The organism is Synechococcus sp. MIT S9220 (assembly GCF_014304815.1).
Taxonomy (GTDB): Bacteria; Cyanobacteriota; Cyanobacteriia; order PCC-6307; family Cyanobiaceae; genus Synechococcus_C.
This window is the reverse complement of record NZ_CP047958.1, coordinates 1,707,909-1,732,239: the sequence shown is the minus strand read 5'-3', so window position 1 is coordinate 1,732,239 and position 24,331 is coordinate 1,707,909. Positions and strand designations below refer to the sequence as shown.

29 protein-coding genes are annotated in these 24,331 nt (G+C 59.5%); 17 read left to right on the top strand and 12 right to left on the bottom strand.

Going from position 1 to position 24,331, the window contains the following annotated elements:
- Positions 1-30: 30 nt before the first annotated feature.
- The 4 genes from SynMITS9220_RS09595 to SynMITS9220_RS09580 are packed head-to-tail and all read left to right on the top strand — an operon-like array spanning position 31 to position 3,537.
- Positions 31-681: a hypothetical protein gene (locus tag SynMITS9220_RS09595; protein WP_186992077.1), complete on the top strand. Its 651-nt coding sequence runs from the start codon at positions 31-33 to the stop codon at positions 679-681.
- Entirely contained in the window at positions 681-1,319 is a 639-nt protein-coding gene (locus SynMITS9220_RS09590) for a hypothetical protein (protein ID WP_186988904.1), read from the top strand. The genes SynMITS9220_RS09595 and SynMITS9220_RS09590 overlap by 1 nt, the downstream gene beginning before the upstream one ends.
- Positions 1,316-2,551, top strand: a complete 1,236-nt coding sequence (larC, locus tag SynMITS9220_RS09585) for a nickel pincer cofactor biosynthesis protein LarC (protein WP_186988902.1) — start codon at positions 1,316-1,318, stop codon at positions 2,549-2,551. Before SynMITS9220_RS09590 ends, larC begins: the two co-directional genes overlap by 4 nt.
- A complete protein-coding gene (locus tag SynMITS9220_RS09580) occupies positions 2,545-3,537 on the top strand; it encodes a lysylphosphatidylglycerol synthase domain-containing protein (protein ID WP_186988900.1) in 993 nt (330 codons plus the stop codon). Before larC ends, SynMITS9220_RS09580 begins: the two co-directional genes overlap by 7 nt.
- On the opposite strand, the gene SynMITS9220_RS09575 is transcribed toward SynMITS9220_RS09580, so the two are convergent.
- Positions 3,492-4,322: a cation diffusion facilitator family transporter gene (locus SynMITS9220_RS09575; RefSeq protein ID WP_255483029.1), complete on the bottom strand. Its 831-nt coding sequence runs from the start codon at positions 4,320-4,322 to the stop codon at positions 3,492-3,494. The two genes, SynMITS9220_RS09580 and SynMITS9220_RS09575, sit on opposite strands and share 46 nt — an antisense overlap.
- A 90-nt stretch (positions 4,323-4,412) precedes the next feature.
- Between SynMITS9220_RS09575 and SynMITS9220_RS09570 the strand changes: the two genes are divergently transcribed.
- Complete coding sequence (locus SynMITS9220_RS09570; protein WP_255483027.1) at positions 4,413-5,450, top strand: esterase-like activity of phytase family protein; 1,038 nt, start codon at positions 4,413-4,415, stop codon at positions 5,448-5,450.
- A 9-nt stretch (positions 5,451-5,459) separates the two neighbouring features.
- On the opposite strand, the gene SynMITS9220_RS09565 is transcribed toward SynMITS9220_RS09570, so the two are convergent.
- From SynMITS9220_RS09565 to SynMITS9220_RS09550, 4 genes are all read right to left on the bottom strand, one after another.
- On the bottom strand, positions 5,460-6,968 hold the full coding sequence (locus SynMITS9220_RS09565) for an iron ABC transporter permease (protein WP_067093133.1): 1,509 nt from the start codon (positions 6,966-6,968) through the stop codon (positions 5,460-5,462).
- Between the two features lie 305 nt (positions 6,969-7,273).
- Complete coding sequence (locus tag SynMITS9220_RS09560; RefSeq protein WP_186988898.1) at positions 7,274-7,420, bottom strand: hypothetical protein; 147 nt, start codon at positions 7,418-7,420, stop codon at positions 7,274-7,276.
- Between the two features lie 64 nt (positions 7,421-7,484).
- A complete protein-coding gene (locus tag SynMITS9220_RS09555; RefSeq protein ID WP_186988896.1) occupies positions 7,485-8,585 on the bottom strand; it encodes a GTP-binding protein in 1,101 nt (366 codons plus the stop codon).
- 38 nt (positions 8,586-8,623) lie between these two features.
- Positions 8,624-8,905, bottom strand: coding sequence for a 4a-hydroxytetrahydrobiopterin dehydratase (locus SynMITS9220_RS09550; protein ID WP_067092868.1), 282 nt, complete (start codon positions 8,903-8,905; stop codon positions 8,624-8,626).
- 37 nt (positions 8,906-8,942) lie between these two features.
- Here SynMITS9220_RS09550 and SynMITS9220_RS09545 point away from each other — a divergent pair, with 37 nt between their 5' ends.
- From SynMITS9220_RS09545 to SynMITS9220_RS09515, 7 genes are all read left to right on the top strand, one after another.
- Complete coding sequence (locus SynMITS9220_RS09545) at positions 8,943-9,212, top strand: hypothetical protein (RefSeq protein WP_244276776.1); 270 nt, start codon at positions 8,943-8,945, stop codon at positions 9,210-9,212.
- A gap of 67 nt (positions 9,213-9,279) precedes the next feature.
- Positions 9,280-9,423: a hypothetical protein gene (locus SynMITS9220_RS09540; protein ID WP_170951739.1), complete on the top strand. Its 144-nt coding sequence runs from the start codon at positions 9,280-9,282 to the stop codon at positions 9,421-9,423.
- Positions 9,424-9,500: 77 nt separating this feature from the next.
- A complete protein-coding gene (locus SynMITS9220_RS09535) occupies positions 9,501-9,707 on the top strand; it encodes a hypothetical protein (protein WP_186988894.1) in 207 nt (68 codons plus the stop codon).
- 99 nt (positions 9,708-9,806) lie between these two features.
- Positions 9,807-11,339 (top strand): carboxypeptidase M32, encoded by a 1,533-nt coding sequence (locus SynMITS9220_RS09530; RefSeq protein WP_186992071.1) that lies wholly within the window; start codon positions 9,807-9,809, stop codon positions 11,337-11,339.
- Between the two features lie 79 nt (positions 11,340-11,418).
- The gene (locus SynMITS9220_RS09525) at positions 11,419-12,006 is read left to right on the top strand and encodes an inorganic diphosphatase (RefSeq protein WP_067092871.1); all 588 of its coding nucleotides are present in this window, start codon (positions 11,419-11,421) and stop codon (positions 12,004-12,006) included.
- 23 nt (positions 12,007-12,029) lie between these two features.
- Positions 12,030-12,518 carry a DUF6790 family protein gene (locus tag SynMITS9220_RS09520; protein ID WP_186988892.1) on the top strand — a complete coding sequence of 163 codons (489 nt, stop codon included), beginning with the start codon at positions 12,030-12,032 and terminating at the stop codon, positions 12,516-12,518.
- A gap of 189 nt (positions 12,519-12,707) precedes the next feature.
- Entirely contained in the window at positions 12,708-13,193 is a 486-nt protein-coding gene (locus SynMITS9220_RS09515) for a L,D-transpeptidase (RefSeq protein WP_255483022.1), read from the top strand.
- Positions 13,194-13,199: 6 nt separating this feature from the next.
- On the opposite strand, the gene hemC is transcribed toward SynMITS9220_RS09515, so the two are convergent.
- Entirely contained in the window at positions 13,200-14,153 is a 954-nt protein-coding gene (hemC, locus tag SynMITS9220_RS09510; RefSeq protein WP_115125070.1) for a hydroxymethylbilane synthase, read from the bottom strand.
- Between the two features lie 164 nt (positions 14,154-14,317).
- On the opposite strand from hemC, the gene SynMITS9220_RS09505 reads away from it, so the two are divergent.
- Positions 14,318-14,770 carry a DUF6561 domain-containing protein gene (locus SynMITS9220_RS09505; RefSeq protein ID WP_186988890.1) on the top strand — a complete coding sequence of 151 codons (453 nt, stop codon included), beginning with the start codon at positions 14,318-14,320 and terminating at the stop codon, positions 14,768-14,770.
- A gap of 84 nt (positions 14,771-14,854) precedes the next feature.
- Here the strand turns inward: SynMITS9220_RS09505 and rpoD are convergent, their stop codons facing one another.
- The gene (gene rpoD / locus SynMITS9220_RS09500) at positions 14,855-16,282 is read right to left on the bottom strand and encodes an RNA polymerase sigma factor RpoD (protein WP_186988887.1); all 1,428 of its coding nucleotides are present in this window, start codon (positions 16,280-16,282) and stop codon (positions 14,855-14,857) included.
- Positions 16,283-16,587: 305 nt separating this feature from the next.
- On the opposite strand from rpoD, the gene priA reads away from it, so the two are divergent.
- Positions 16,588-18,879 carry a primosomal protein N' gene (priA, locus tag SynMITS9220_RS09495; RefSeq protein WP_186988885.1) on the top strand — a complete coding sequence of 764 codons (2,292 nt, stop codon included), beginning with the start codon at positions 16,588-16,590 and terminating at the stop codon, positions 18,877-18,879.
- Position 18,880: 1 nt separating this feature from the next.
- Here the strand turns inward: priA and SynMITS9220_RS09490 are convergent, their stop codons facing one another.
- Genes SynMITS9220_RS09490 through SynMITS9220_RS09480 form a run of 3 tightly spaced genes read right to left on the bottom strand, consistent with a single transcriptional unit; the run spans position 18,881 to position 21,410 of the window.
- On the bottom strand, positions 18,881-19,972 hold the full coding sequence (locus SynMITS9220_RS09490; protein WP_186988884.1) for a DUF3153 domain-containing protein: 1,092 nt from the start codon (positions 19,970-19,972) through the stop codon (positions 18,881-18,883).
- Positions 19,973-19,975: 3 nt separating this feature from the next.
- Positions 19,976-20,833 (bottom strand): acetylglutamate kinase, encoded by an 858-nt coding sequence (gene argB / locus SynMITS9220_RS09485; protein WP_186988882.1) that lies wholly within the window; start codon positions 20,831-20,833, stop codon positions 19,976-19,978.
- Entirely contained in the window at positions 20,826-21,410 is a 585-nt protein-coding gene (locus SynMITS9220_RS09480) for a DUF2854 domain-containing protein (RefSeq protein ID WP_186988880.1), read from the bottom strand. Before SynMITS9220_RS09480 ends, argB begins: the two co-directional genes overlap by 8 nt.
- A gap of 68 nt (positions 21,411-21,478) precedes the next feature.
- Between SynMITS9220_RS09480 and SynMITS9220_RS09475 the strand changes: the two genes are divergently transcribed.
- A complete protein-coding gene (locus SynMITS9220_RS09475) occupies positions 21,479-21,697 on the top strand; it encodes a hypothetical protein (RefSeq protein ID WP_370594330.1) in 219 nt (72 codons plus the stop codon).
- A 17-nt stretch (positions 21,698-21,714) separates the two neighbouring features.
- Here the strand turns inward: SynMITS9220_RS09475 and SynMITS9220_RS09470 are convergent, their stop codons facing one another.
- On the bottom strand, positions 21,715-22,167 hold the full coding sequence (locus SynMITS9220_RS09470) for a single-stranded DNA-binding protein (protein WP_186988878.1): 453 nt from the start codon (positions 22,165-22,167) through the stop codon (positions 21,715-21,717).
- 14 nt (positions 22,168-22,181) lie between these two features.
- Here SynMITS9220_RS09470 and SynMITS9220_RS09465 point away from each other — a divergent pair, with 14 nt between their 5' ends.
- A complete protein-coding gene (locus SynMITS9220_RS09465) occupies positions 22,182-23,021 on the top strand; it encodes a precorrin-6A/cobalt-precorrin-6A reductase (protein WP_186988876.1) in 840 nt (279 codons plus the stop codon).
- Positions 22,981-23,352, top strand: a complete 372-nt coding sequence (gene cutA / locus SynMITS9220_RS09460; protein WP_255483020.1) for a divalent-cation tolerance protein CutA — start codon at positions 22,981-22,983, stop codon at positions 23,350-23,352. Before SynMITS9220_RS09465 ends, cutA begins: the two co-directional genes overlap by 41 nt.
- Here the strand turns inward: cutA and SynMITS9220_RS09455 are convergent.
- Complete coding sequence (locus SynMITS9220_RS09455) at positions 23,288-24,301, bottom strand: adenosine kinase (protein WP_186988872.1); 1,014 nt, start codon at positions 24,299-24,301, stop codon at positions 23,288-23,290. The two genes, cutA and SynMITS9220_RS09455, sit on opposite strands and share 65 nt — an antisense overlap.
- Positions 24,302-24,331 lie beyond the last annotated feature (30 nt).

The window sequence follows — 24,331 nt, the reverse complement described above, 5'->3', positions numbered from 1 at the left end:
GCCGCGGGCCAGTGGATGCCCCTGAATCTGATGCGCGACCATCCCATTCCCGCGGTGACCGAGCCGCTGCAGTACCGGGCAATCGGCGTCGTGCGCGGACTATTCCGGCCCGAATCTGAAGATCAGAGAACCCGTGGCCACTTGATTGATGGCGACGGCCATGAGATTGATGCCGTTGTTCTGGGCCGCATGCTGACGTTGATGCGCCGTCATCTCGATATGGGCAAGCCTCACCTCTGGGTGGTGTACCCGCGGTGCAGGGAGGCCGGTCAGTTGCATCTCCAGATCGCTGGAATCTGGGAGCCGAGCACTCTTTCAGCTTCGGATGCGGAGACGGAATCTGGTGACACATCCATCGATGCGTTGCCTGAAGGTGACGATTATTTCTCGATCAGGGGCGAGCTCATCTATACGAAGCCGGAAGCTTCGGAGGTTGTGGTCAAGGTGCGTCAGCAACCCCGCGCTGATGGCTTTCGGCCCTTGCCGTTCAAGTTGCAACTCAGTGGTGAGATTGAGCTTGCGCACCTGCGCCATTTTGTCAGCCTCGACGTGCGTCGCCAGGGACAGATGCTTCAAGTTCAGTCCGCCGAGGTGATCGCACCGATGCCCACCCGTGGTGGCAAGGGGCGTGGTGGTGCCTCCCGCCGCCCCGCAGACCGCAGTCGGACGGCTAGCAGCTGATGAATGCCTCTCCGGTCTCCAGTACCACTGCCGGTTTGGCGGTGGCCGGTTGCACAGGGCTCGCGGTGTTCGGACCGCTCGTAGGTCTCTCGCCTGCCTGGATCGCTCTGCTCGTGGGTGGCGGCTTGCTTGGACTCACCATCGATGCCTCGCAGTTGGAGGGAATGGGCGGGCATCTTCTGGCTGAAGCTCTCCCTGGTGGAAAGATGCGTCTGCGACGGGTGGCGCGCCATGAGGCAGGTCACTGGCTGGTTGCGCGTGAGGAGGAGATGAAGGTGCGTCGCGTTCTGGTGGGCACACGTCCCTGTCTGGAAGCAGGGCTGCGTAGCAATGGAGCCACCGAATTCGAGCTTCCGGATCAGGTTCGATTACCCCTGGAAGACCTGCGCCGCTGGAGTCGTGTCCTTCAGGCAGGGATGGTGGCTGAGACCCTCCTGGAGGGATCCGCTCGTGGCGGGGCTGATGATCGGGCACTGCTCGGCAGGATCTGGGGATTGTCAGGTCAGGATGTGGCCACCGCGCAACGCGAGCAGCGCCGTGCTCGACGTGAGGTGGAACAGCTTTTGAAAAAGCGTCTTGAGGATCTGGATGTCATCGCGGACAGGCTGCTGGAGGGCCTCGATCCGGAGCTGACATGACCCCTGGCAATGCCGCTGCCTACGTGGTGGACTGTCCCACTGGTCTGGCCGGAGACATGCTGCTGGCGGCCTGTCTTGATCTGGGGGTCCCCCCTGAGGTGATTCATGCCCCTCTGCGGGAGCTTGGCTTTGAGAACGCCTATGTGCTCCGTGTTGAGGAGGCGCGAAACGGCGGTTTGCGTGGACTCCGTGTGGATGTTGAAGGGCGAGACCCCCATCCATCGCATCGACACTGGGGCGAGTTGCGCCAAAGGATCGGCAATGCCGTGCTTGCTCCTTCATTGCAGGCGCGGGTGCTGAAAGTGTTTACGGCTCTCGCTGACGCTGAAGCAGCCGTTCACGGCATTCCCGCTGACCAGGTGCATTTCCACGAAGTTGGAGCCATTGACAGCTTGGTGGATGTGGTTGGTGTCTGCGCTGCCATGGAGCATCTCCAGCCGCTGTCGATCTGGTGCGTCCCCCCTCCAGCGGGACGGGGCTCAGTTGCCACAGCTCACGGGCGGTTGCCGGTCCCTGCTCCAGCAGTTCTCGAGCTGGCGCGACGTCATGGTGTGCAACTGCGCTGGGGCGATGACTGGCCGGAAGCTGAGCTCACAACTCCGACCGGTCTGGCTTTGATGGCAGTGCTTGCTGATGGGTTCGGATGGCCAGATCAGTTGGCTCCAGAGCTGGTGGGAACTGGCCTTGGCCATCGTCAGCTGGACCGTCCCAACCTGTTGCGCCTCATTCGCCAGCACCCTCAGCCTCCTGTTGAAACCAGCCAGCCCCGTTGGCAGGACCTGATCATTCAGGAGGCTTGGATTGATGATGTGTCGGCTGAAGCCTTGGCATGGCTGATCCAGCAGCTGCGTGATGCGGGTGCCTTAGACGTGGCCTGTTGTCCGTTGCAGATGAAGAAGGGTCGTCCAGGAACTGCCGTCACGGCCCTGGTGCTTCCTGATCAGGCAGCGGATCTGCGCCGGATCTGGTGGAGGGATAGTCCAACGCTGGGACTGCGCGAACGGCGTCAGGGGCGCTGGGTGCTGCCGCGTCGTGGAGGAGTCCTCCACACTCCATGGGGCGAGCTGGCGGCTAAGCAGGTGTTGAAGCCGGATGGAACCCAGTCCTTGAAGCCCGAGCGGGATGCCCTTCAGCAGCTTGCACAGCGCGCCGGTCTCTCTCCGGAAAATCTCTGGCAGCAGCTTTCCCAGGACACCCTTGAGTTCAATGCCCAGCAGGAGTGGACATGCTGAAGCGTTTCCGATCCCTGCTGTCGGTGAAGCCCCCCGGAGGCCTGAAGCTGTGGATCACCCTGATCACGCTCGGATTTGTGGGCTGGGCGCTGGCGGGTCATGCCGTAGGACTGCGCTCTTTGTCGATCACGTCTGAGGGCTGGTGGTGGCTTGTGCTTGCTCTCGGCCTCAGTTGGCTGAGTTTGGTTGCGAATGCGGGTGCTTGGCAGGTTCTGGTGCGATGGCTGGGCCATGGCTCAGGTTCAACACCGCTTGTTTCTCTGTACTTGAGCAGCAATTTGCTCAAATACTTGCCCGGCGGAGTGTGGCATTTCCTTCAGCGTGTGCGGACCTTGGGGCCTTCCATTGGTACGGGGCCGGCACTTGTGTCCGTTTTGCTTGAGCCCATGTTGATGGCGGTGGCTGCCCTGCTCTGGGTCCCCTTCGGTGGCTGGCAGAACGGCCTGGCCTTGCTGACACCGCTCCCCGCTTTGCTGCTGTTGCCACGCTGGAGAGAACCTTTGCTCTGCAGGCTTGAACGCAGCCGTTTAAGGCAACTCAACCGCTCTGATCCTGATCTGGGCTCCTTGCCTCCTCTGGAACAGCTGGGCAGTGGGCGTGATGTTTATCCCTGGGCACCGCTGATGGCCGAGCTGGTGTTCATCGCCTCACGCTTCTCTGGTTTCTGGTGCTGCATTCAGGTGTTCGGGCTGACCTCGGTGCTGCCGATTGGCCACTGGATGGCAGCCTTTGCCCTGGCGTGGGCCACAGGACTTGTAGTCCCTGCTGCTCCAGGGGGTTTGGGTGTGTTTGAGGCAGTGTTGCTTCTGCGCCTGGGTTCGTCCGTGCCGGAGGCAGCACTGCTTGCAGTGGCACTCAGTTATCGCCTTGTGGTCACTCTTGCGGATCTGCTCGCCGCGGCAGGTGTGAAGCTGGACCGGCTGATTGCCGATCGTTGGGATCAGCTGAGCGCTTCCCCGCAGTCTTCGCCGGGCTCTTCCAGCTGAACAGTGCAGTGCTCGATGCCCTTCTGGCGCATCGCTTGCCTGACTTTGCTCAGCAGCTGCGGATCCTGGTGGCTCAGGTCAGCAGCCCTTTGGAGGTGAACAGTGAGGGCAATGCGCGTTCCGCCGATGGACCAAATGTGCAGGTGGTGGACACCCTGCACGCCAGGCATGGCTTGCAGATCGGCCAGAACGGCTGCCGGATCGATCCGATGGGGAACCTCATCCATCAATTCGGCCAGACCATCGCGCAGCAACATGATTCCGAGCCATCCCACGCTCAGCCCGACTCCAAGACCTGTGAGTGGATCAATCCATCTCCAGCCGGTGATTCCGGCGACCAACGCGCTCAGCAGCACCGCAGCGGAGACGGCTGCATCGCCAAGGAGGTGAAGAGCTGCTGCGCGACGGTTCAGATCCCCATGATGATCGGAACCGAATAGACGGGCAGAGACCAGGTTCACGAACAGACCAGCGCCTGCGGCAATGGCGACCGGCCAGGCCACCACTAGCTCTGGTTGACGGAACCGTTGGACGGATTCCACGCAGACCACCGCGGAGGCCATCAGGATCAACACGGCGTTGGCGACGGCTGCCAGCTGGGTCGAGCGTCCGAATCCATAACTGAATCGCCCCTTTGCAGGTTTCTGGCTCAGGCTTTCCGCGCCCCAGCCCAACAGGAGGCCCATCACGTCACCGACGTTGTGCAGGGCATCGCCGATCAATGCGATCGATCCGAAGCCAATCCCCACGGCGATCTGCAAACCGCTCAGGCAGGCATTGAGCACAACCGTTAAGCGGAATGCCTGCCGGCTGTGGCTGTGGTGGTGATGATGTTCCAGTCGACCCTGGCACCTAAAACCATGATGGTCACAGTCTTGCCGGCTTTACCATCGCCAGCACAGGCACTTCCCTGCCCTCTGGCGGCTGGCTGGGAATTGATTCACAACGTTGAACTCCCAGACCGAGGATTGGATGGAGCGCGTGTGGGTGGCTTCTCCGCTGTGGCCTATCAGCGAAAGCATGACCGCCTCTGGTTACTGAGCGACGCAACCACTGGCTATTTGGTTTCTTTCACTGGCCTGAGCCGTCTGTTGCAGGGTGAGCAGGCATCGCTGAAGGGTGGTCGACGTCTGCTGTTGAGGGATCGAAAGGGGGCACCTCTGCCGGCTGACTTTGACGGTGAGGGCCTGGTGCTTAATGGCCATCAGGTCTGGATTGTCAGTGAGGGGCGTCGAAGCCCTCAGAGAAGGGCAGGACTGCAGCGTTACAACCTCTTGAACGGACGCCTGCAGCGCGAGGTCCCGCTCCTTGCTGATTGGCAAGAGAGGGAGGGGCAGGGACTTGCCTCCAATCGAGGACCTGAAGCGCTCACGCAGATGGCATCCGGTGATCTGGTGATGGCAGCCGAAGCTCCACTGATTCAGGACAGGGCACAGCAGGACAAGGACTGGGTGCGGATCGCTCGTCTCCGCCCCGGTCCGGATCAGCGGCTCGAGCCCCTTGGCAGATTCGAGATTGGACCTGCAGGTGCATCGACCAGTCGGAAGCTCGGTTTGACCGAACTACTGGCCCTTGATGGTGATGCAGCAGTTCTTGGCCTGTTGCGCAGTTTTGCTTTGCCAGCTGGTTGGTCTGCCCATCTTCAGGTTCTGCGTCTGCCGGGAAGCAAGTCACCGTCAGCTCCGCCGATTCAAGCGATGCAAAGCTGGGATCTGTTGGCCGACGGTCTGCCATCAGCTGCTCTGCCATCAGCCAACTGGGAGGGCATGACCTGGGGGCCGGTGATGAAAGACGGTCGAATTTCGCTGGTGCTGGTGAGTGACGATGGTTTTCACCCTTTGCAGAGCAGCTGGCTGTCCGTTCTGGCACCGCGGCATGGACCGGACTGTGCTCCCGAGCGATTCGCCTTCTGAGCTCGGCAATTACTCCGTATCCCGATCCAATCGGGGAACCAGGGCTGATGAAGCAATCAGACCCAGAACCAGGATCATCAGTGCCGGCCAGAGAGCAGCAGCCAGTCGTTCATCGCCTGCGTACTGATAAACCCTCACAGCGAGCGTGTCGAAATCGAAAGGTCGTAGCGCGAATGTGAGCGGAAGCTCCTTCACGGTGTCCACGAACACCAGCAGGCTGCCAACAAGGATTGGGCCTCGTAGAAGTGGCAGGTGAACCCGTCTGAGCACGGCCGGCCAACGCAAGCCCAGCCCTGTTGCCGCTTCGTCAAGGCTGGGAGAAAGCCTCTCCAGAGCTGCATCAATTCCACCCTTATTCACTGCGAGGAAGCGGTCGCTGTATCCCCAGAGGAGAAGCAGGATTGGAGACAGTTGCCAGGGTCCGCCAATCACCAGCAGGGCGAGCGCCAGAACAGCGCCCGGAATCGCATATCCCATGCCCGCCAGAAACGTCACACCTCTGAGCCATCTGGCACGACTCCAGCGTTTGGCAATGGCCAGCAACAGGGCTGCTACGCCCGCCAGCAGGGTCGCTGCCAGCGCGAGTCCCAGAGTGCGCAGGGTGAGCAGCAGCAATTCGGGTGTCAGGCCGGTGGCCAACTGCTGCCAGTTCATTCCGCCCCACACCAACGGAATGCCAATTGTGATCAGCGGCGGGATCGCTCCAAGCACCTGGGCTGAGAAGGCCCGTCCGCCGCTCAGCATCCATGCCGGAGATTCTCCTCCTGCGACCCCTTCGGACCAGCGTCGGCTGCGGCTGCGCAGGCGACGTTCTCCGAACAGAAGGATCAGCACGATGCAGAGGGTGATCAGGGCGAGTCCCACAGCTCCCGTGGGATTGCCTTCCATCCTCCAGGCCTGAACGATTCCGGCCGACAGGCTGGGAATGCCAAGCAGTTCCACGGCCCCAAGCTCATTCACGACCTCCATGCCCATCAGGGCAATGCCGGCTCCGATTGCTGGTAGGGCCATGGGTAGTGCAATCCGGCGGAAACTGTTCCATGGCCCCACTCCTAGTGAGCGGCAGGCTTCCAGCTGCCGGCGTCCACAGATGGTGAAGCTTTCGGTGCTGAGCAAGAACACATAGGGGTAGGTGGTGAGCGCCATCACCGCGATTCCCCATCCCATCCCGTTGATGGTGATTCCCTCCAGACTGCCGATATCCACCAGAGTCGCCGCCAGTAGATACGACGGATTGGCCAGCGGTAGCAGCTGGGCGATCCGCAGCCAGCGGCGACCTGGGAAACGACAGTTCGCCAGCAGCCAGCCGTTGGCGGTACCGATCACCCCTCCCACAAGGCTCGTGCCGAGCAGGAGCACGACCGTTCCACGGATTTGAAGCAGTCCGTCTGGGCCCAGACTGGCGTTTCCCGTGCTGAAGCCTCGCAGGCCTTCGCCCAGCAAACCGATGACCGGCAGCAGGGCAAGGAACGCAATCGCAACGGCTCCCGCGACCAGCAAAAAGCGGCCTGACACCATGCGGCGTGTCCTGGCGAGAACTCCTTGATCCAGAGGGTCTGCCGTGGAAGATCTGTCGCTGTTCACGTTTTAATTACTGGCAACGACGGGTGTTCAGGGGCTGAGCACGCTTTCGGGTCTGTTGCTTGAATCCAGCCAGGGTGGGGATTTCCATCCAGACCGAATCTGATGCGTCGAGGAAGGAAGGCTGGCAAAACAGGCGCAGCTGCATTTTTGAGAAGGGTATTCAATAACTTGGCTGCATGCATAAAAAAACCCTCAGCAAAGCGAGGGTTTGAGCAGTGAATCAAATTCAAACGTGCTGTTCAGCGATCACTGCGACGTACTGGGATCGGAACAAGGGCGGGTTCCATCAAGCCACCACCACCGTTGTCGTCATCGGAATCGAGCAGCAGCCAGAAGGCAAGCGCCAGAGCCATTAACAGACCACCTGCCGCGAGAACTTCAACCATGCCCTCTCCTCATTGCATGCCACCCTAATCGTGTTTGCTGAATACGGGGCAACTTCGCCTGCACTTACTGATCAACAGGCACGACAACGCATTCTTGAAGCTGATGTCTCAGGGCGTCATGGTCGAGTCCACGGCCGATCAGCACCAGTTGGTTCTTGCGGGTTCCGGTCCAGTCGCTGTCGTCGATTGAGAAGCGTTTGCCTGCTAGATGGAATACGTGACGTCGTTCGCTTTCCTTGAACCAGAGGATTCCTTTGGCTCTAAAAACGCTTTCAGGCAGCTGGTTGTCGAGAAAATTCTGAAAGGCTCTTAGATCAAAGGGATCACTGCTTGAGAAGGACAGTGACGTGAAGCCTTCGATGGCCAGATGATCCGCGGATCCGTGGTCATGGCTGTGCCCATGGTCGTGGTGACTGTGCCCATGGTCATGGTCGTGGTCGTGGTCATGGCTGTGCCCATGGTCGTGGTGACTGTGGCCGTGGTCATGGTCATGGTGGCTGTGACCGTGGTCATGCTCATGGTCATGGCTTTCGTTCACCACTCGGTCGGATTCGAACAGACCCACGCTCAGGAGAAGGGGCAGCGGTACATCCCCCTGTACTGAGTGCAGGATGCGTGCATCCTTTTTGACGTCGCGCAGCTGTTGTTCGACATCCTTCACGCGCCCTTCATCGACAAGATCGGTCTTGTTGAGCATCAGGATGTCGCCATAGATCACTTGTGATCGGCCGACTTCACTGGCAATGGCCTCTGCTCCGAAGTTCTCAGCATCAATCAAGGTGATGATCGAGTCGAGCCTCGTCAAATCACGCAGCTCGCTGCCTAGGAACGTCATGGCAACGGGCAGCGGATCAGCCAGGCCTGTGGTTTCCACCACCAGGTACTCGACCGGTTTGGGTCTGTTGAGGATGCGGTCAACGGCCTCGAGTAGCTCGCCGTTAATGGAGCAGCAGATGCAACCGTTGCTCAGTTCGACCATGTCTTCGTTGGTGCTCACCACCAACTCGTTGTCGATGCCGATCTCCCCGAATTCATTCACGAGAACAGCTGTTTTCAGACCCTCCTGATTGCTCAGGATGTGGTTCAAAAGCGTCGTTTTCCCTGCTCCAAGAAAGCCAGTGAGAATCGTTACCGGCACAGCGGCTCGTTTCACGCTGGATGTCATAGGAAAAGTACCTGCCTAAAAATCATTCTGGCAGCGGCTTACAGCAAGGCGTCGATGGATCGCGCCAGCTCGGCATCCAGATTGCTGAGCCCTCCCAGGTCGTGCGTGGTCAGTTCGATCGTCACCCGGTTGTAGACGTTGCTCCAGTTGGGATGGTGCTGCATCGATTCCGCCAGCAGGGCAACTCTGGTCATGAAGGCGAATGCCTCACTGAAATCGCTGAACTGCCACTGGCGCTTGAGGCGCTCATCCCCCACCTGCCACTGCGTCAGATTGGCGCGAAGGTCTTCGCGTTCCTGAAGGCTGAGCAGTGCTGCCATTGGACATCATCGTTGAACTTCAGCTCTAGCCTGGAGCGTGAGCAGCGGTTCTGGTCATTCGATGTTCAACAGACTGGCCTGGCCTCTGCTGATTCTTGTTCCCATGGTCAGCGTTTCACCGCTTCCGGCAAGGGCGCAACGCGTGGTCAAGAAACTCACTGCTGAGTGCCCGATGGGTTACATCGATATGTCAAACGGCAAGTGCAGCGCTCTTGGATTGATGAGCTACACCCTGCGCCCGGCGATGGATGAGAACTGTCCGTCTGGTTGGAACCCCATGGGCGGTGGCTATTGCCGCAAGGACTGAACCAATCGCCAGATCCGCGGGACAATGTGTTGAGTGTGCGGTCAGCTTGCGAAGCAGGGCTTGGTTCATGACAGACGTCGACTATCTGATCAATCGATTTCACGAGCTGTTCAGGCGCCAGGATGCCCAGCGCCAGTTGAAACGGCTAACGCTCGAGGAACAAAGGGATCAGGAGAGCAGCTCTCCTGAAGACGATGGAGAGCTGCCATAAGCGGACTGTCGATCTCGACTCCGCCCTTGAACCGCCGTTTCAATTAGAACAGCGTTCCCGCCGGATCTTGGGAGATCATGCGACTCCTGTATTTCGCAGCAGTTTTCGCTACGGCCTCCTGGCTGATCGCTCTGCTATGGCGCAAGCTCGTCGCTGTCCGAAAAGTCAACGTCATTGTTGAATCCCCTGAACGAACAGCCCAGGTCAATGCCCTCGAGAGGGCTCTGCGAGCTGAAGGTGGGGAACCTGATTCCAGTGCAAGTGAAGATCAGGAGTTGTCCTGACGGTTGATGGCTTGAAGCCAGATCGATCAGGCATTTCCGTTCTGGTCTCTGTGCTCCGATCTGGAAGCTGGTTAAGGTCTTTTTAGATCGATGAAGCCAATGGCTGCCGGGACAACGGCTTGGGATCGTCTTGGCTCGCACCTTCACGAAACCCAGGTTATGGATTCCATAACCAGGACGCTCTACTGGGATCAAAACACCCGAATGCCAAGCGGTGGTGCAGCTTGGCGGGGTGAGCAACTGGCTCTGCTGGCTCGCCAGCTCCATGCACGCCAGAGCTCTGAGCACTATGCGGAGCTGATCGCGGAAGCCCGTGATGAGTGGCGAACCCGCTCCAACAGTGGAGATCCCCCTGAGATTGTCACTGGCCAGGCCCGCAACCTGGATCTGCTTGAGCAGGATCTCCAGCGGCAGCAGGCACTGGATCCTGATCTTGTCAGTGCTCTGGCCACTGCAAAATCCCAGGGTTACGACCTTTGGCAACAGGCCCGCAGGACTTCTGACTTTGGTCTGTTTGCACCAGCTCTTCGTCTGATGGTGGAGCTGCGGCAGGAACAGGCCCGTCAGCTGGCAGAACCGCGAAGTTGCTGGGAAACCCTCGCGCAGCCGTTTGAGCCTGACCTCACGCTTCAGCGGCTTCGGGATCTGTTCGCGCCGCTGCGTAGACGTTTGCCTGAGTTGTTGGAGCAACTCAAGGGCAGTCCAAGACCGTCGTCTCTCAGCTGGGACTTGCCCGCATCGACTCAGCAGCAACTCTGTGATCAGCTCCTCAGCGACTGGGGCAGGGACAAAGGGATCACATGCGTCGCGGCGTCGCCACACCCCTTTTCAATCACATTGGGTCCTCGTGACTTCCGCATCACCACGCGTGTGGTGGCTGGTCAGCCTTTGTCCTGTTTTCTGGCCACAGCCCATGAGTGGGGCCATTCGTTGTACGAGCAGGGACTGCCGACCTCTGCGCATCAGTGGTTCGCCTGGCCTCTCGGTCAGGCCACGTCGATGGCCGTGCATGAAAGTCAGTCGCTGTTCTGGGAAAACCGGGTAGCCCGCAGTCAACCCTTTGCAGAACTCTGGTGGGAACGCTTTGCCGCTGCGGGTGCACCTCTGGGATCGTCGTCGGATCTGTGGAAGGCGATGAATCCGGTGGCACCCGGTTGCAACCGGGTGGAAGCGGATGAACTCAGCTACGGACTTCACATCCTTGTGCGAACCGATCTTGAGCTGGCTCTGCTGGAAGAGGGTCTGCCGGTGGAGGATCTCCCGAGCGAATGGAACCGTCGTTATCGCGAATTGCTGGGGGTCACCCCTGCAGATGATGCGCAGGGCTGCCTCCAGGATGTGCACTGGAGCGAAGGTCTGTTTGGTTATTTCCCCTCCTATCTGCTTGGGCACCTGGTGAGCGCGCAGTTGAGCGAGGCAATGACGTCGGCGATTGGGTCTCCCGAAGAGCATGTTCGCCGTGGTGATCTCAGTGTCATGCTCGGTTGGCTTCGAGACAACGTCCATCCCATCGGGCGAGCCCTCAATGCTGAACAGCTCGTCGAGCAGGTCTCCGGCCGATCTCTCTCAAGTGATCCCTTCTTGAACTACCTGGAAGCGAAGCTGGAGCGGTTGTTCACCATCCGGGCTTAACCCTCTGGCCCGAGCTTTGTGCTGAATCAGCCTGCGTTGAGACGTGCTCGTAATATCACCGCTCCGAACGCCGTCTTCCATGGCCAATCTCGACCAGGCTCCGAGCCGCAGCATGCCGAACCTGCTGCATGTGCTGCCGGCCTTTGCTGACGAATCCGAGTTGCGTCTGAACACGATCGTGGAGCTCAACTCGAACACGATCAACAAGTACGAGCTGATCACCGAGACCGGTCATCTGAAGTTGGATCGGGTTGGTTATTCCTCTCTGGCCTATCCCTTCGCTTACGGCTGCATTCCTCGGACCTGGGATGAGGACGGAGATCCACTTGATATTGAGATCGTCAATGTCACTGAGCCTCTGGTGCCAGGTTCGATCGTTGAAGCTCGAATCATCGGCATCATGACCTTTGATGATGGTGGTGAGGTTGATGACAAAGTCATCGCTGTGCTGGCTGATGACAAGCGCATGGATCACATCAAGAGCTTTGAGGATCTTGGTGATCACTGGAAAAAGGAAACCACCTATTACTGGGAGCATTACAAGGATCTGAAGAAGCCAGGAACCTGCACCGTGAACGGATTCTTCGGTACCGACAAAGCCATTGAGATCATCAAGACCTGTGAGGCTCGTTATCTGGCTGAGATCGATCCCAAGCTCGTGGATTGATCTACGCGTTCTGCGAGTTCAACATGATGCTGCCCACCCATCCCCGGATTGCCAAGGTGCTGATGCAAGTCACCTGGATTGTGGGTGGCATCGGTCTCTTCTTTGGATTTAATGCCCTGTCTTCAGGCCAGATTGCTGCTGCCGTTCAGTGGGTAGCGCTCTGGTCAGTTGGTGGTGTGGGGCTGTTGTCATTCGTCCGTCATGCCGTGTTTCATCGCAGCGATGCGGTGCGGATGGGCTGGGATCTCGGCAAGCGCAATGATTTCCAGATCGAGGTGGGATTCGCCAATCTCGCCTGGGGTGTGGTCGCTTTGGTCGCCTCGTGTCTGGACTGGGGAACCATGACTCTTGGTTCGCTCATCCTGGTGTTCGGCATCTACATGCTGCAGGCCGCGGTGTTGCATCTTTTTGACCGTGAGCGCAATCCTCAGCATCTGAGAGCAGGACGCCATCTCATCAATCTTGCCTTTGCTGTTTGTCTGCTCTGGTTTGCCTTTTCGGTGCTGCCCTGAAGAGGCGGGACGCCGCAGGCTTTGCTGCAGTCAGTGATGGATTGAAGAGGTTTCTTCAGAAAGTCCTCCACTGGTGTGCGGTTTTTCCTCCGACCAGTGGATACGTTGAGACCAGTGAGTCTTGGCTGTCTAGTAATGCGTCTCAAGTGCGTTGGCTGTTCTTCCCTGGCGGCTTTTGGGGCCGTTTCCTTGGCTCTGGCTGCATCGGGTCCAGCGGTTGCTTCGCCTCAGCTGCAGACACCGTTGTTTGCTTCAGCGACAGTGCATTCCGTGAATGCTGAGACCAGCATTCACCTCGATCTCAAGCAGCGACGCATCAGTGTGATCCGCGCTGGTGAGTCCATCGGGCGCTGGCCTGTGGCGATTGGTGATCCCAAGACTCCAACTCCGACGGGTGTGTTCCGGGTCGAGACCAAGCTTGTCAATCCTCAGTACGAAAGCACGAAATCCGGCCGGGTTCATCCTGTGACAGGGCCTGCGAGCCCACTTGGGCATCGCTGGATCGGCTTCCTACAGCAGGGACCCAACCAATTCGGAATTCATGGAACCCCCTGGCCTCATTGGGTGAAAATCCGCGCGGCGGTGTCTAATGGCTGCGTCCGCATGCTCAATGCCCACGTCCAGAAGCTTTACGAGCTGGTGGACGTGGGCACGCCAGTGATGATCACCCGCTGATTTTTGTCAGGCTTCGGGGCGAACCGAGGCAAAGATTTCCTTCAGGATCTCGCCTGCACCTTGAGATTTCAGGTCTGCTGCGAGCTTCAGGCCCACATCCTCAGGATTGCCGAGGGGGCCACGGCGTTCATCACGGATCATTCGCTTGCCATCCAAGCTGGCCACCATCCCGGTGAGCACCAGTTCATGGCCATCAATGCGGCTGTTCACTCCGATCGGCACCTGGCAGCCGCCTTCAAGTTCCCGGAGGAAAGCCCGCTCCGCCAGGCATCGTCCGCTGGTGGGGCCATGCTCAAGCACTTGAATGATGTTGAGAACATCTTTGTTGTCTGTGACACATTCAATGCCCAGTGCTCCCTGTCCCACGGCATGGAGTGAGATGTGGCCAGGAATGATTTGGTGGATCCGATCTCCGAATCCGAGTCGACTCAGGCCTGCCGCCGCGAGGATCAGGCAGTCGTAGCCACCAGCATCCAGTTTCTCGAGTCGGGTAATGACGTTGCCGCGAACGTCCTTGAACTGAAGATGGGGGAAGTGGTACCGCAGCTGAGCCAATCTGCGCAATGAGCTGGTGCCGACGACGGATCCCTCCGGCAGTGTTTCCAGGGTGTAATCAGCGTTCTTGCTGTTCACAACCAGGGCATCCGCGGGATCTTCCCGCTCTGTGATGCAACCGAGCATCAGACCATCGGGCAGGTTGGTGGGTAGATCCTTGAGCGAATGCACGGCGATCTCCGCTCGACCCACCAGCATCTGGGCCTCCAGTTCCTTGGTGAACAGGCCCTTGTCGCCGATTTTCGCCAGGGCCACATCCAGGATTTTGTCGCCCTGAGTGGCCATGGCCTCCACCGAGATCGCCAGGCCTGGGTGTGCTTTCTCTAGTTCGGCTTTCACCCAGTTGGTCTGCACCATGGCCAGCTGGCTGCGGCGGGAGGCGATGCGCAGTTGCTCGAGAGCCATGGGCACGTTGAAACAGCCATTCAGCCTACGGAGTCGAAGGCCCAGTTCCGTTCAAGATTTCACAGAATGCAGGCCCGCGGTCGCTTCCAGGCCTTCCAGCTCAGCGGCATCGCCCACTCTCCAAGGCGAGCAGCTTTACGATCTAGGCGTTTTCGAGGGTCGCAATGCCTGGTCCTGTGGTCAACGGGGTGAAGCTGAGCCAGTCATCCGCCGGCTCCTCTTTGGCTCAGGCGGATGAATCGGTACCTTTCTTGCCTTTGTTGAGTGAGGGATCGATTCGACTGGTCTTGCTAACGAGCGGGGTGATGCTGGTGGCACGCCTCAGGCAGACCACTGATTCCGATGGCGATCGGGCTTATCAGTTGATCCGGCCCCTGCGGCTGGAAAAGCAGGATGACTCAGGACCGTGGTCCCTGCACTCCTATCTGGCTGGCTTAACGCCTCAGCGCAATGTTGTGATGCTTAAGGCTGCAGTCGCAGCACTGCTAGAACCTGAAGCACGCATTCTTCAGGCCTATACCCGTTCCACGAACCAGGAATGTCCTCCATCGGAAACGCCCGTTGAGCGCTTGAAGAAGGCATTTCAGGAATTTACCGACAGCATTGAGTCGCACTGAATGGTTGAGGCCTGAGGAAGATTCCAATAAAAAAGGAGGCCAATGGCCTCCTTTTTTATTGATCTGAGAGCTGCTGTGATGCAATCACTTGATGTATTCCTTCAGGACCCCGTTCCGGTTGGGATGCCTCAGCTTGCGCAATGCCTTGGCTTCGATCTGGCGGATCCGCTCACGGGTGACATCAAAGATCTGGCCGATCTCCTCAAGGGTTTTCATGCGTCCATCATCAAGGCCATAACGCAGGCGTAGAACGTCGCGCTCTCTCGGACTGAGGGTGGCCAGCACGCCTTCCAGATCCTCACGTAAGAGGTTTTTGGCGACGTCCTGCTCCGGATTCTCGATGTCGGCTTCGATGAAGTCGCCAAGGCGGGAATCCTCTTCTTTGCCAATGGGAGTCTCAAGGGAGATCGGAAGCTGGGCGCTCTTGGCGATGAAGCGCAGCTTTTCAATGGTCATTTCCATTGATTCTGCGATCTCTTCTTCCGTCGGTTTGCGGCCAAACTCCTGGCTGAGGACTTTGGTGGTCTTCTTGATGCGGGAAATGGTCTCGTAGAGGTGAACCGGGAGGCGAATCGTTCGACTCTGATCAGCGATGGCCCGTGTGATGGCCTGGCGAATCCACCAAGTGGCGTAAGTGGAGAATTTGTAGCCCTTCTCGTGGTCAAATTTCTCCGCGGCACGAATCAGGCCCAGACTGCCTTCCTGGATGAGGTCCTGGAAGCTCAGGCCCCGATTCATGTATTTCTTGGCGATTGACACCACAAGACGCAGGTTCGACTGAACCATTTTTTCCTTGGCCCGACGGCCGAGCATCAGTCGGCGGCGGAAACGAATCAACGGCATCTCCACCAATGCCGCCCACTCCTTGTTGTCAGGTTCGCGGCCGTTGTCGCTTTCGAACTGAGCCGCCAGCTCCTCGAGGTAGAGAAGATCGGCGATTTTTCTGGCCAGTTCGATTTCTTCGTCTGGGCGCAACAGGCGGATCCTGCCGATCTCCTGCAGGTAAACCCTGATGGAATCTTCGGTGTAGACCCCTTTGGGGCCAACTTTGATGCTCGCCAAAACCTTTGCCTTGGCGTCTGCTTTGGCTTTCTCCTCCTTGCTTGCAGAAGGGTTGCCGGAGGTCTTGGCCAGCAACTGATCAGCGGCAGCATCAAGATCAGCGGGCTTGACAGCGGCCTTGCTCTTGGCACTAGTTGCCGCAGCAGAGGTTTTTGCGCTTTTCGTTGTCTTGGTCGTCTTGGCAGCTGTTGTGCTTTTGGCTGCTGTCCCGCTCTTGGCTGCGCTGCTCTTGGTGGCCGGTTTCGATTTCGCGGCGGCCTTCGTTGCAGACGACTTTGCAGTTGAAGTCTTGGACTCCGACTTGGTCTTCTTGCTCACACCCTTCGCCAGACCTTTGGAATCCGCCAGCATCACGATGGATGGAGCCGCCTTGGACGCCGCCGCTTTGGAAGAGGCCGTCTTGGGCGCTGCAGCGGTGGGCTGAGCTGACTTGCTCGCAGCAGGACTCATGGGGATTGGGATGGTGAGGGTGTACGGAACTAACGCAGTCAACTAAAACGCAACCAAGCTCGGCCTGGAGGCGCATCACGGCTTACAGATCTGCCCCAAACAGAGGGGTAGACGACTAAGAAGTGATCGAGAATCAATTGGTGGGCTTTGGGCTGGGGCAGGGCTGTCAGGGGCGTTCGCAGACCGGTCGGCCGACGGGATGAACCCTGGCTCGAGCTTCGTGTCTTCCCACTGGACGGAACTCTGCTCTGTTCCGACAACAGCTGTTGAGCTGTCCAACATCTGTATCTTAAGAAAAACATGTGATGTCGGCAACCCCTGTTAACCAATCCTCCAGTCCTCCTGCCGCGCAGTCATTCTCGGAAGTCGATGTCTGGCTGGAGGCCGGTCGTGACGGGCGTACTTTTAGCTATTGCGACAGCCTGAGTCTCGGCGTGGGATTGGGTGATCTTGTGGCGGTCCGGCTGCGAGGTCGTCGACTGCAGGGGTTGGTCACGGGCTGCCGATTGATCACAGCAGAGGCGAATTCTGCTGACAGCGATGGTCTACAGCTCAACCCCGTTGAAGAGCTGGTGCAGCGCGCTGCAGTCGACCCATCCTGGCGGTCATGGCTCGATGCGATGGCGGTCCTTTGTCATACCAGTCCCTTTCGCATGCTCAAGGCGGCATTGCCTCCGGGATGGCTGGGCCAACGGCCCGGTTCTGCCCCTGCCTTGCGCCAGCTCTGGTGGATTGAGCGGCTTGAGGCTGCTGATCCCTCTGCTCTTCCGAAGGCCACCAGGCAGAGCGCACTGCTTACAGAGCTCGAACGCCGAGGCGGTGGCGCCTGGCAGCGTGACCTGCTGGCGGAGGGGTTTCAGTCGGGCACGGTCAAGAGCCTGGAGAGCAAGGGCCTGATCCGCCGGCAACGCAAATCGGAGAGCGGCCCTCGTGCATCAGACCAGTCAGCAGCCAGGGCTGCTGAGCTGGAGTCACCGCGCTCGCTAACCGATGAGCAACAGTCTGTGGTCGACAGGTTTCAATCACTTCCTGAGGGTGGAGGTCTGCTGCTCTGGGGCATCACCGGCTCCGGCAAGACCGAGGTCTACTTGCAGCTGGCAGCAGCAGAGCTGGTGGCTGGCCGTCACGTTCTGCTGCTCACTCCCGAGATCGGCCTGATTCCCCAGCTCGTGGATCGTTGCCGTCATCGTTTCGGAGAGAGGGTTCTGGAATATCACAGCGGTTGTACCCCCCGTGAGCGGGTTCGCACCTGGCGTCGCTGTCTCGAGAGCGGCGATCCCGTGGTGGTGGTGGGCACGCGCTCCGCTGTGTTTCTTCCCCTGCGCCCGCTAGGCCTTTTGGTGCTGGATGAAGAACATGACAACTCCTACAAGCAGGACTCACCCATGCCCTGCTATCACGCCAGGGTCATGGCTTCAGAGCGGGTCAAGCTGCAGGGCGGCCGTCTGCTGCTTGGCAGCGCGACACCTTCGCTCGAGAGTTGGAGTCGTCTCCAGCCTCACGGATCTTTGGTTCTTGCACGGCTGCGCTCGCGGATTTCCAGCCAGCCACTGCCACCTGTCCGGATCATCGATATGCGGCATGAATTAGCAGAGGGCAATAAACGCTTGATCAGTCGTGCCCTGATGGATCGGCTGGCACAGCTCCCAGAGAAAGGGGAGCAGGCTGTCGTGCTGGTGCCGAGGCGTGGATACAGCACCTTTCTGAGCTGTCGCAGCTGCGGAGAGGTGGTGATGTGTCCCCATTGCGACGTTCCTCTCACGGTTCACGGCAGTCGGGGCGCGCAGCAGTGGCTGCGCTGTCATTGGTGTGACCATCGAGCACCCATAACACCCGCATGCTCGTCATGCGGTTCCCTGGCGTTCAAACCCTTTGGTGCAGGCACACAACGGGTGTTGGAGCGTCTTGGCGAGGAACTCAGTGACCTGCGACTGCTGCGGTTCGATCGCGACACCACAGGCGGTCGTGATGGCCACCGCAGACTGCTGGACCAGTTTGCGGAGGGTGAGGCCGATGTGCTGGTCGGAACGCAGATGCTGGCCAAGGGGATGGACCTGCCACGCGTGACTCTGGCAGCAGTGCTTGCCGCCGATGGTCTTTTGCATCGACCCGATCTGAGGGCTGGAGAGCAGTGCCTGCAACTTCTGCTTCAACTCGCTGGCCGGGCTGGGCGCGCGGAAAAGCCCGGTGAGGTGCTGGTTCAGACCTACAGCCCTGACCACCCAGTGATCCGACACCTGGTGGATGGTCGTTACGAACGTTTTCTGGAGGAGGAATCGACCCTGCGCCGCGAAGCCGGATTGGTTCCCTTCGCGCGGGCTTGCCTGATTCGCCTTTCGGGAGAGTCCGCGAGCGATACGGCGACTGCGGGAACCCTGCTGGCTGAACGGATCCGTGCAGGCTGTGCCGCTGCAGGCTGGCAACTGCTGGGTCCTGCACCTGCGCCTGTGGCTCGGGTGGCGGGCCGCAGTCGCTGGCAGCTGCTTCTCCATGGTCCCCAGGACAGTGAGATCCCCCTGCCCCCCGGTACCGGTCTTTGGGAAGGGCTCCCCAAAGATGTTTCCCTTGCCGTTGACCCGGATCCTCTGCAGCTTTGAATCAGGACGGCAGCTCGGGATAGCCGAAGCCGAGTCGCACGCGCATGGACTGCAGCAGAAAACTCAGCAGCAGCAGCAGTCCGATCAGCACAGTGCCAAGCCCGAGCGGGCTCCACTGCCAGCGGCGGATCTGCAGTTGATTGACGCTGCCGCTGTCGAGGACCCAGAGCAGAACATCCCCCTTCAACCGACCGGTCATGGGACTGCTGTTGACCTGTTGGAGGTCATGGACAGGGGTGATGCTGACCTGCAGATCTCCTGCGGGGAACTCGCCGAGGGGTGAGAGGTCCAGGCGCAGATTCAGTTGCTGCTGCACTCCGATCAACCAGTTTCTCTCCACGATTGACAGGTCGGGTTTGGGAAGGGTCACGCCCGCGCTGCGTCCAGCCAGCTCCACACTGCTGCGCATCAGCCTGGCGGCCTGGTCGGATCCCAGGGTGGGGCTGATCAGGTTGAGAGAGCCCGTTCGGTCTTTCTGCACTGTCCAGTTCAGGCCTTCGGTACGCAGCGCCTTGGCGAAGTTCTGCTGCCAGGGAAGACTGTGGCCACTGAGGCTGTTGATCCGCCAGCTCATCGCCAGGCGATCGGGACCCGCCAGATCAATCTCTGCTTTGACGCGCACGCATCCGCTGAGCAACAAGGTCAGCCCGAGCAGCACTGTCAGAACCAGCACGGCAAAACCTGCTGATGGGGCCTGGGTGGGACCGGTTGGTGGAGGAGGGGGTGGAGTGGGCTTGCGCCGTCGGCTGCTGCTGGGGCTCCCTTTCCCCATGCGGGGAGCCATGTCCAGCGTCGGTAACTGCATCGACCAGCGAGCAGGACGCTCAAGGCTTGGAGCCTCGAGCACACTCAGCAACTGACGAGCCCGGTTGCGTAGATCAGGATCCTTGCAGCGTGTGAGCAGACGACAGGTGGCGATCGCTTTGCGTTCATCGCCCTGTCCCATCCAGGCCGTCACCATCACCATGCGGATGGCAGCTCCTTCGGGTTCAGTGATCGGGTTGGCGGCGGCGAGCGGTTCCAGCAGGCGTAGGCACAGGCCGTAATCACCCCGTTCGAGTGCCCGTTCGGCTGCCGCAAGCCCTGTGCTCATCCCTCAGCTGCGTCCCACCACCATGGTGCCGATGCCTGCATCGGTGAACACTTCCAGCAGCAGGGCATGGGCAACGCGCCCATCCACGATGTGGGCAGCGGAAACTCCCTGGGCGAGAGCTCTGATGCAGCATTCGGTCTTAGGTGTCATCCCCCCGGCCACTACGCCCTCGTGAATCAACTGCCTGGCTTCTGAAAGCTTCAGCTGACGGATCAGAGACCCTGGATCCTCTCGGTTGCGCAGGATGCCTGGAGTATCGGTCAGCAAGATCAGCTTTTCGGCTTGCAGGGAGGCAGCAACTTCGCCAGCCACCGTGTCGGCGTTGATGTTGTGGGCCACTCCATCGGGATTGGCGGCCACGCTGGAGATCACGGGCACATAACCGCGTTCCAGCAGGGCTTCGAGCACGTCGGGGTTGACCTTGGCCACATCGCCGACCATCCCGTGGCTGCCATCTCCCCAGGCGCGGGCTTCAACCAGACTGTCGTCACTGCCGCTCAGGCCGACCGCTTTGGCGCCAAGTCGGTTGAGTCCGTTCACGATCTGTTTGTTGACTCGCCCGACCAGGACCATTTCCACCACGTCCATCGTTTCAGGGTCGGTCACACGCAAACCGTCTCTGAATTCCGGCGCGATGGCCAGTCGCTTCAACCAGTGATTGATCTCTGGCCCACCGCCGTGCACAACAACCGGCTGAACTCCGACACTGCAGAGCAACGCCAGGTCTCTGAATACGGCGGATTGCAGTTCGGCATGGGCCATGGCTGCACCGCCGTACTTGACCACGATCCTGCGGCCTGCGAATCGCTGGATATACGGAAGAGCCTCACTCAGAACAGAGACCCTGAGGGCATCATCCATTCGCTACTTCTCCGGATTCACCTTGCTGATCCGATGTCGACACACCCACTGGCAGAAGCAGCAAATCCAGTCGGTCTCCACTCAGAGGTTTGATGGTTGCCTCGAGGCCCTTGGCAAAAAAGCGGCTCAGTCGGTCTCTTCGCTCCTGCCAGATCTCAAGAGGAACGGCCTCGCAGGCGAAACGCAATCGCAGTCCGTAATGGCCGCTTTGAATGATCTCCTCAATCTCCAGCAGCTGAGGAGGGTTGTCTTCATCCCAGAGCTTGAGAGATTCCAGAGAGCTTTCCAGATGGGCTTTCTGGCCATAGCGCCAACGCGTGACATCGCCGAGAAGTTTTCCCAGTTCTGGAGTGGCAGCCTCACGTTCTCCTTTGAATTGCGCTTTTGGCGTGACGCGCTTGGCCGGTGGTAATTCCGATGACTTCAAGGCCAGTCCACCAAGCAGGATCGGAATGCCGTAAAAAATTGTCGGAAGGCTCAAGTTGGCGGCGCCGGTCCCGTAGGCCACAGCACCCACCACGGTGAGCACACCTCCGGCGATGGTGACCAGGCTTCCTGGCGAGAGCAGATCGTTCATGCGGCATTGGAAGTGGCGCCATTCTGACCGTGCGGGGTTCAGGATGGATGGGCCTGCGGCCGCAGTTGATGGACAGCACCCGAGCGCAAGACCAGGATCAGAACGCAATGGAGGATGCAACGGCGCTGATTCAGCAGCTTGAGCAGGACAGGGCCTGGTTGCTGGAACAGATTGACCGGGGGCGATGGCAGGAATTCCGCCTGGACCTTGCCGCACTCGAGCGTGAGCTGGGCCAGCTGTTACAGCGTGCCTCAGAGCATTTCAGCTACGGCGCCGATCAGCGCTGAACAGAATTTGCTGTGGTTCAGAACGGGATGTCATCCGTGTCTGGAACCAACGGCGCGGTATTCCACTGCGCTGCAGGCTCTTGCGCAGCTGCGGGCGCAGCAGCAGCTTCAGTCCGTTTCGCAGGAGCTGACGCTGCAGGTTGGGCTGGAGCTGTGGAGCCTGCACCAGCCGAGACCGGGTGCATCCGGGCGAGCGTGAATTCAGCGCGTTTTTCCTTGGTGCCGTCCTGACGGGGCACCGTGTTCATCCGAAGCCTGCCCTCGATAAGTAGGCGCTGGCCCACCTGCACGCGATTTTGCAGATCCTGGGCAAGATTGCCCCATCCCACCACCTTCAGTTGACCTCTGGGATCATCGGGACGCAACGCATCAAAACCAACCTCCATTTCAGCGATTGGCGTCTGATTGTCTTGGGTGTATCGCAGGGTGGGAGCCTGAAGAACATCCACCTCAAGTACGCAGTGATTCATCCTCGGCCTGGTCGGTGAGCGCCATCCTGATGCACCGCTGGCGGAATCGCCAGAACCATGTGCTGGTCTTTGCCGGAACCGGCGAGGGACCAGGAATCGCGAGGACTCTGCTGGAGTCTGGTCACCGCGTCAGTATCAGTGTTGTCAGTGCAGCTGCGGCAAGGGCTTATGCCGGTATGCATCTGGATGACCTGCATGTGGGGCCATTCCCATCTCAAGACCCTCTCGAGCAACATCTGGCGGCGAGGGGTGTGACATTGGTCCTGGACGCGACCCATCCCTTCGCTCTGCAGATCAGTGCTCAACTCCAGTTGGCCTGCTCCAGGTGCAATCTGCCGCTGCTTCGGTTCGAACGGCCTGACCACGCCGTGTCGGATGAATCACTGCTCGCAACAGTTAGTGATCTCTCGGACTGTGCTCTTGCGGGCCACCATCTGCTTCTTGCCGTCGGCGCGCGGCAGCTGGCCGCCGCAGCGACGGCAGCCAGGCTGGCAGGAGCCTTGGTTCATGCCAGGGTCCTGCCCACACCTGAAGCCATCCGCCAGGCTGGTCTTGCGGGCTTGTCTGGCGAACGGCTGGCTGTGTTGAGGCCTGGGACCGGTGATCGCACTGGGGGGTTGGAAGCGGCACTCTGCCGTCGCTGGCAGATCAGCGATGTGCTTTGTCGTCAGTCGGGTGGAGCTGCGGATCAACTCTGGAGTGATCTGGCCCGTCGCCAGTCCATTCGTCTCTGGAAGCTGAAACGACCCAACCCGATGCCCGGAGTTGACGTGGTTCATAGCGTGAAGCAGTTGTGTCGACAGCTGGATGCCCATGTCAACGGACCTGAGAGTGGTCCTCACCACGGAGGCTGATCAGATCAAGGCCGATGCGCTTGCTGAGCAATTGATCACCCGTCGGTTGGCTGCTTGTATCACCTCGATGACAGTGCAGTCCTGCTACCGCTGGCAGGGGAAGATTGAGCGTGCGGAGGAAGTGCAGTTGCTGATCAAGACAAGCTCTGATCGACTGGAAGAGCTGCTTTCAGCTCTGGAGGCACTGCACAGCTACGACACTCCCGAAATTCTCCTGATGGCCGCACAGGCTGGAGCAGCCTATGCGGCGTGGGCGCTGGGTGCTCTCAGTCCAGATGCTGCTTCTGCAGCTCTGGAAGCGAGACCTGGGAACGAGCTCCCAGCTGGGTGACGATCTGACCGGCACACAGTGCTCCCAGCTGACCGCAGCGCTCCAGTGAATGGCCCTGGGTGAAGGCATGCAGAAATCCTCCGGCGTAGAGATCACCGGCACCAGTGGTGTCAACCAGTTCGCCGAGACCGTAGGTTCCGATGTCCCAGCGCTGATCGCCGCTGAGAACAACGGAACCGTCGCTTCCGCGTGTCACCGCCGTCACCGAGCAACAACCGCGGACCTTCTCGATTGCGGTGTCGAAGTCTTCGGTTTGGTAGAGGGATTTGATCTCCACTTCATTGGCGAACAGCACATCGACATGACCGTTCACCAGCTCGAGAAAGCTTTCTCTGTGGCGATCCACGCAGAAGCCATCGGAGAGGGATAGCGCGACTTTCCCGCCGGCGGCACGGCAAGCCTCCGCGGCCGCAATGAAGGCCCTTTTGGCAGCAGGGCTATCCCAGAGGTAGCCCTCGAGGTAGAGCACTTTCGTCTCCTTGACCATGGAAAGGTCGAGATCCTCCGGCTCAAGCTGAGTTGATGCACCGAGGAAGGTGCACATCGTGCGCTCTGCGTCCGGTGTCACATAAATGAGACAGCGTGCGGTGGTCGCGCCTGTGGTGGCGGAGGGGGTCTCAAATCGAGTTCCTACGGCACGAATGTCGTGGCTGAAGATCGATCCAAGCTGGTCATCTCGCACCCGACCGATGAACCCGGTTCGGCCGCCAAGCTGAGCGATGCCGACCATGGTGTTGGCGACCGATCCGCCGGAGGTTTCCAGTCCAGGACCACTGGACTTGTAAAGAGCTTCTGCCTGCTGTTCATCGATCAGGCACATTCCTCCTTTCTGCAGTCCGTGCTCACTGAGAAAACCGTCTTTTGTCTGGACCAGTACATCCACGATGGCGTTGCCGATTCCCACCACATCCAGGGACGCGTTGGGCTGGAAACGGGAGGAATCGGCCATGAACAAAATGGTGTTGACTGCGGCAGTCTT